At 42.8% G+C, this 6804-nt stretch carries 4 protein-coding genes; all 4 read left to right on the top strand.

Going from position 1 to position 6804, the window contains the following annotated elements; genetic code table 11:
- Positions 1 to 142 precede the first annotated feature (142 nt).
- The 4 genes from MUN53_RS15185 to MUN53_RS15170 all read left to right on the top strand — a co-directional run bounded on the left by MUN53_RS15185 (position 143) and on the right by MUN53_RS15170 (position 6677).
- Positions 143 to 1108, top strand: a complete 966-nt coding sequence (locus MUN53_RS15185; protein ID WP_022456480.1) for an ROK family protein — start codon at positions 143 to 145, stop codon at positions 1106 to 1108.
- Positions 1109 to 1190: 82 nt separating this feature from the next.
- Positions 1191 to 1718: an NUDIX domain-containing protein gene (locus MUN53_RS15180; RefSeq protein WP_243326347.1), complete on the top strand. Its 528-nt coding sequence runs from the start codon at positions 1191 to 1193 to the stop codon at positions 1716 to 1718.
- A 155-nt stretch (positions 1719 to 1873) separates the two neighbouring features.
- Positions 1874 to 4885, top strand: a complete 3012-nt coding sequence (locus tag MUN53_RS15175) for a tetratricopeptide repeat protein (protein WP_243326346.1) — start codon at positions 1874 to 1876, stop codon at positions 4883 to 4885.
- 13 nt (positions 4886 to 4898) lie between these two features.
- Complete coding sequence (locus MUN53_RS15170) at positions 4899 to 6677, top strand: TonB-dependent receptor (RefSeq protein ID WP_243326345.1); 1779 nt, start codon at positions 4899 to 4901, stop codon at positions 6675 to 6677.
- Positions 6678 to 6804 lie beyond the last annotated feature (127 nt).

Raw genomic sequence — 6804 nt, 5'->3', positions numbered from 1 at the left:
ATGGTGGCTACATATTGATGTTGTGCTGTTGCTTTTTACTGAAAGCTGCTACTAACGACTCATAAATCTACCCTTAATCGTGTATTGGATGATAGTTGCGGATTTTAGGTTAGTAATTCATTTTTAATCTAAACATAAAATCATGGAGAAGCCTTATGTAGTAGGTATCGATATAGGTGGTACCAACACGGTTTTTGGCGTGGTTGATGCACGCGGAACTATTTTATATACTAGCTCTATCAAGACTGGTAAATATACAGATATCAACGATTATGTAACAGCTTTGGGCGACGGTTTGAAAGGAATCATCGATCAGGCTGGTGGTCCTAGCAAGATCAAAGGTATCGGTATTGGAGCGCCAAACGGAAACTTCTTTAATGGCTGTATTGAATTTGCTCCCAATCTTCCTTGGAAAGGTAAAATTCCTTTGGCAGAACTGATCAGCGATTATTTAGGAGGTCTTCCTGTTGCGCTGACAAACGATGCCAATGCTGCAGCAATCGGTGAAATGACTTACGGTGCTGCTCGTGGAATGAAAGACTTTATCGTTATCACTTTGGGAACAGGTGTAGGTAGCGGCATTGTTATTGGCGGTAACTTGGTATATGGTCACGACGGATTTGCTGGCGAATTAGGCCATGTTATCATGCGTCGTAACAACGGACGTCCTTGCGGTTGCGGTCGTCAGGGTTGTCTGGAAGCTTATACTTCAGCTACAGGTGTTGCCAGAACAGCGCGCGAATATCTGGAAATCCGTAAAGATGAAAGCTTGCTTCGCGAATTGGATCCGGATGAAATCACATCAAAAGATGTATTCGATGCCGCTATGAAAGGCGATAAGCTGGCTTTGGAAATCTTCGAATTTACAGGAAACATGTTAGGAGAAGCCTTTGCTGACTTCGTAGCATTCTCTAGTCCGGAAGCAATCATCCTGTTCGGTGGTCTGACAAAAGCAGGTGATCTGCTGATGAACCCGATCAAGCGTTCTATGGAAAAGAATATGCTGAAAGTATATGAAGGCAAGACTAAATTGTTATTCTCTCAGTTGAAAGAAAGCGATGCTGCCGTATTAGGAGCAAGTGCTTTAGGCTGGGAAGTTAAAGAATAAGAAAAAAATCTTTCCCTATAATACAATGTTTTTAAGACAGGTCGTATGTAAAATGCGATCTGTCTTTTTTATATAGCAAACTATGAAACAACATCCTTTACATCAGTTTAAATTCTGTCCGGTTTGCGGACAGCCGACGTTTGTCATCCACAATGAGAAAGCAAAAGAGTGCACGCATTGTGGTTTTGTCTATTATTTCAATCCCTCATCAGCCGTTGCTTGCTTTATCCGTAACGAAGCCGGAGAATTATTGCTGGTCAGACGCGCCAAAGATCCAGGGAAAGGCACACTCGATCTGCCCGGAGGTTTCGTCGATATGTATGAAAGTGCAGAAGAAGCTGCAGCCCGCGAAGTAGAAGAAGAAACCGGACTTCAGATCGATCACTGCGAGTATCTGTTTTCTATCCCCAACATCTATCCATACAAAGGATTTGAAGTACATACCGTCGATATGTTCTTCGAGTGTCATGTCAAGCAATTTACCCAGGCACAGGCAGCCGACGATGCAGCCGAAATCATCATTCGCCAGCCAGCCACGCTACAACCCGAAGAATTCGGTCTTACTTCCATCCGGAAAGCTATCCGGCAATATCAGGAAATGAACCGCTAAAAAACAAACAGCAAGCTTTTTCGGCTAATAAGTTGTCTAAATCTCAACGGGTTTATATATCTTTGTAAATTAATTACACAAAGAGTTAGTTTAAACAAACAGCGAAAGTTGTTTGTTGTTTTTAGTAAACAAACACATTAAAAGCAAAGAGTGTGATGAAGAAAATACTTATTCCCTTATGCCTGGTACTTGGTACGCACATGGTGGATGCTCAACGCTCGTATCAGTTTGGCAGTCCGGAGCGTCTGTTTACAGAAGGCAAGGAATTGTTTGGCCTGAAGAATTATTCTGGCTGCATTGACAAGCTGGAAGCCTACAAAGCCCATGCCACCGATGCAGACTTGATTCAGGAAGCAGACTTCATGCTGGTTTATGCCGCATTTGAGCAAGGTCGCCCCAATGCAGACGAGCTATTGAAAATGTATCTTGAAACGTACCCGGATTCACGCCACTCCGACGTGATAGAGTTTCTGATCGGTTCGGTTCATTTCGGACAAAAGAACTATCCGAAGGCTATCTTCTGGTTAAAAGAAGCCGACATCGACCTGTTGAGTCCGGAAGAACAGGAAGCATATAGTTTTCGTCTGGCGTACTCGATGCTTCAAGTAGAAAAAGATAATCCGGACAAGTTGCAGCAAATCCGGCAGATGTTCAGCCGTATTCAGCAAATAGGCGATAAATATCGGGATGCTTCTGCCTACTACGTGGCTTATATTGATTATGCAAACGGCAAATACAATCAAGCGCTCGTAGAATTTGATGCCTTGAAAGAGAATCCGGAATTCAAGGAACAGTCTTCATATTACACGACACAAATCTATTTTATCCAGAATAAATATAGCCAGGTAATCAAAGAAGGCGAACGATTGCTGGATACTTATCCGAGAAGTAATAACAACACCGAATTATATCGTATCCTGGGTAATTCCTATTATCATCAGGGACAACAGGACAAAGCACTGAATTATCTGAGCAAATATGTATCAGAAGCCGATGAACCCTTACGCAGCGACTTGTATCTGTTGGGAGTATGTCTGTTCAACAAAGGCAATTACAGCAGTGCAGTCAACAACTTCGGTAAGGTTGTCAGCCAAGATGATGCATTAACACAGAATGCTTATCTGTATTTAGGTCAGTCTTATCTGAAACAGAATGATAAGAATAATGCACGTATGGCATTCGAAGCGGCTGCAACCTCTTCGTACGACAGACAAATTCAGGAAGCAGCTATGTACAACTATGCTTTACTGATACACGAAACGGCATTTACAGGATTTGGCGAATCCGTTACGATCTTCGAAGATTTCCTGAACGACTTCCCGAATTCCCAATATGCAGACAAAGTAAATGATTATCTGGTAGAAGTCTATCTGACTACTAAGAATTATGATGCAGCCCTGAAGTCGATCGAAAAGATCAAGCATCCGAGTGTCAAGATTCTGGATGCCAAACAGAATATTCTCTTCCAATTGGGAACGGAGTCCTTTACCAACATGAAGATGGATGAAGCAATTGATCTGTTCACGCGTGCCATCCAGATGGGAACGTATAACGAAGAAGCCCGTAGTGACGCTTATTTCTGGAGAGGTGAATCCTACTACCGGAAAGGTGAATACGGAAATGCGATTTCCGACTACCGGACTTATCAGAACAATACACAGCAGAAAGGTACGGATATGTATGCCCTTTCATTCTATAACCTAGGATACTGCTATTTCAAGCAGCAGGAATATGATATGGCATTAAATCGTTTCCGCCAATATACGGATGTGGAACAAAATCATGCTGCAGCTTCGTATGCGGATGCTTATAACCGTATCGGTGACTGTCTGTTCCATAATCGCCAGTTTGCCGCAGCCGAAGAGAATTACAACAAAGCCTCTCAAGTTCTTCCTTCTGCCGGAGATTATTCCGTCTACCAGAAAGGTTTCGTACTGGGCTTGCAGAAAGATTATAGCGGAAAGATCCAGGCTATGGATCAGTTGATTCGTGAATATCCGGAATCTCAATATATCGACGATGCCTTATTTGAGAAAGGTCGTACTTACGTCTTATTGGAAAACAGTTCATCAGCTATTCAAACCTTCAACAAACTGATTGGAGAATATCCGGAAAGTAGTTTGGCTCGGAAAGCCGGTATCCAGTTAGGCTTGATTTATTATAACGACAATAAGCCGGAAAAAGCAGCAGAAGCTTATAAACAAGTCATCAGCAAGTATCCGGGCAGTGAAGAAGCCAAGGTCGCTTTGCAGGATTTGAAGTCTGTTTATATCGATTTGAATGATATTGATGCTTATGCTGCCTATGTAAACTCACTGGGAGGAAACATCCACCTGAACATCAACGAGCAGGATTCGTTGACCTACATTGCAGCAGAAAAGCTGTTTATGCGGGGTGATAATGAAGGAGCACGCCGGAGTATGCAGAATTACTTGCAGAATTATCCGAACGGTGCCTTCAGTACCAATGCCAACTTCTACCTGGCCAGCATTGCTTTCAACTTGAAGGAATATAACGAGGCTTTGCCGATGTTTGAACAAGTAATTGCCAGTGGTGACCGGAAATTCCTGGAAGAATCAACAGCACGTAAAGCTGAAATTGAATACCTGACAGAAAATTTCAAGGCGGCTCTCGAAACATTCAAGCGATTGAATGAGATTGCAGAAAGTGCCGACAATAAAGAAGCAGCCTCTTTGGGAATCATGCGCTGTGCATTGAAAGATGGTAACCAGAAAGATGCACTTGCTGGAGCAAATCAGTTACTGAAGAATCCGAAAGTTTCTCCGGAAATTGCCAACGAAGCCCGTTACGTTCGTGCGAAGGCTTACATGGAAATGGATCAGGAATCCAAAGCATTGGCAGACCTGAAACTGATCAGTCAGGATACACGTACGGCACAAGGTGCTGAAGCCAAATACTTATTGGCACAACTTTATTACGATGCCAATGATGATAAGAACGCAGAAAAGGTATTGGAAGAGTTTGCCAAGAACGGTACACCGCATCAATACTGGCTGGCTCGCGGATTCATCCTTTGGGCAGATATTTATATTCGTAAAGGCGATCCGGTTCAGGCCCGCGTTTATCTGAACAGTTTGCAGAAGAATTATCAGGGCGACGACAACATTACCGAGATGATTGAAAGTCGTTTGGCAAAACTAAAGTAATGAGGAGGCTAAGATGAAAACAAAATATCAGAAAGTACTTTGCGTAGCGGTGTTGCTGGGTTCTGCCGTTACTGTTTCAGCACAAGAGGATGAAACGAAAAAGAAGCTGGACCGCGAAATGACGTTGGAACGTGAATATGCTCCGACGGTGCAGGATGCCAATAAAGTCAATACGTTGCCGGCGATCAAAGAACCGCAGGTAACCAAACGGGCGATTTCTTATTCTCCGTTTACATTGGCAACCGATCCGGAAAAGCAGATCTCGCTTTTGCCTTCGGGTAATATCATGACGCAAATGGATTATAACAAGCGTCGAGGTTACCTGAATGTAGCAGCCGGCATGCATTTGAATATCAACGGAGACTTCGGCTATCACATCTTAAGTACAGAAAAAGACAAGCTGAATGTATTCCTTTCTCACCGTTCAACAAACGGTAATATTGATTATATCCAGATCGAAGATCAGGTCAAGGCAAAACTGAATGATAACGTAGGTGGTATTAACTATGCTCATACCTTCGACAAGGCCATCTTGAAGTTAGGCGGTAAATATAATTATTCGGGATTCAATTACTACGGTCTGCCTATGAATGACACTCCAAGCCTGACGACGGAAGATCTGTTGCAAAAAGCCGATAGGGAAACCAATCAGGTGAACCAGACGATCCAGGCAAATATCGGCATAGAAGCGAAAGAAGACGCGGCATTCTTCTACTTGATTGATTTGGATTACATCAATTTCTCGCACAAATACGGATTAAGCAAAGAACTGGACGGTCCGACAGAACATACCTTGGATGCGAAATTCGACTTCAGTGCTTTCTTCAATGGAAACCAGCGCGTGGGTGTTGGCGGACAAGTAGAATACTTTGCCTATAATCTGCCGACTTATCCGGAGGGTGTTCCCAATTGTGTCTTTGCTAATCATGCCGAGATTATATTAAGTCCGTATTATAAGATTGCCGGAGAAAACTGGAATGTCAAACTGGGTGCAAACGTGATGTTCGTTACCGGTGAAGACAATTCTTTCACGGCTTCACCGAATATTGCAGCGGATGTAGAAGTGGCAAACAAGACTGTCCTCTACTTAAAAGCCAACGGTCGTCTGTATTCGAATAGTGCATACGAAACATCACTCGTCAACCGCTATTTTAATCCTACCGAAGAAATAGCTCCGACACGCGAATGGTTAAACGGACAAGTCGGTGTGAAGTGCGGCGCAGCTCCCGGATTCTGGTTTGATGTCTTTGCCGGATACAAGATCCGTTCATCAGATGCCCTTTTTGTTCCGTCTCGTATCTTCAACGAAGGTGAGTTTGGAAACTATTCGAATGTATTACCGGGCATTGATACAAAAGCCTTCTTTGCCGGTGCCAATTTGAAATACAGTTATCAGAACTTCTTGGATATTCAGTTGAAAGGAGTTTATAATAGCTGGAAAGGTAATTACGATGATACTTGGGTCGGTGGAACATCCAATGCAGATCTGACGTATGTATATGGCCGTCCGAAGGTAGAGATCAATGCAGATGTAACAGTAAAGCCTATTGAAAAGCTGGCAATCGGCCTGAATTACTACCTGGCAACCGACCGATACACTTGCCTGTTTGGTGCAGAAGATTATAAGTTGAACAACATCAACGAACTGAATCTGCAAGTAGGCTATACATTCAACGATACATTCGGAGCTTATCTTAAAGTGAATAACCTGTTGAACCAGCAATACGAAATGTATTATGGATATCCGATGCAGGGAATTAATATCATGGGTGGCGTAAATATTAACTTCTAAAGAAGTAAAAAGACGCATTTAACCCACAAGAATCAGTTTTTGAAATACGCGACATTTGTATTCAAATCTAACGTATTTCAAAAACGATTCTCGTGAATTTCGTTTTCAATTCTCGTGAATTTTGAAT

This window comes from Parabacteroides faecalis, from assembly GCF_022809355.1.
GTDB lineage: Bacteria > Bacteroidota > Bacteroidia > Bacteroidales > Tannerellaceae > Parabacteroides > Parabacteroides faecalis.
Note: the sequence above shows the minus strand (reverse complement) of the source record. Positions and strands in the feature narration are given on the sequence as shown.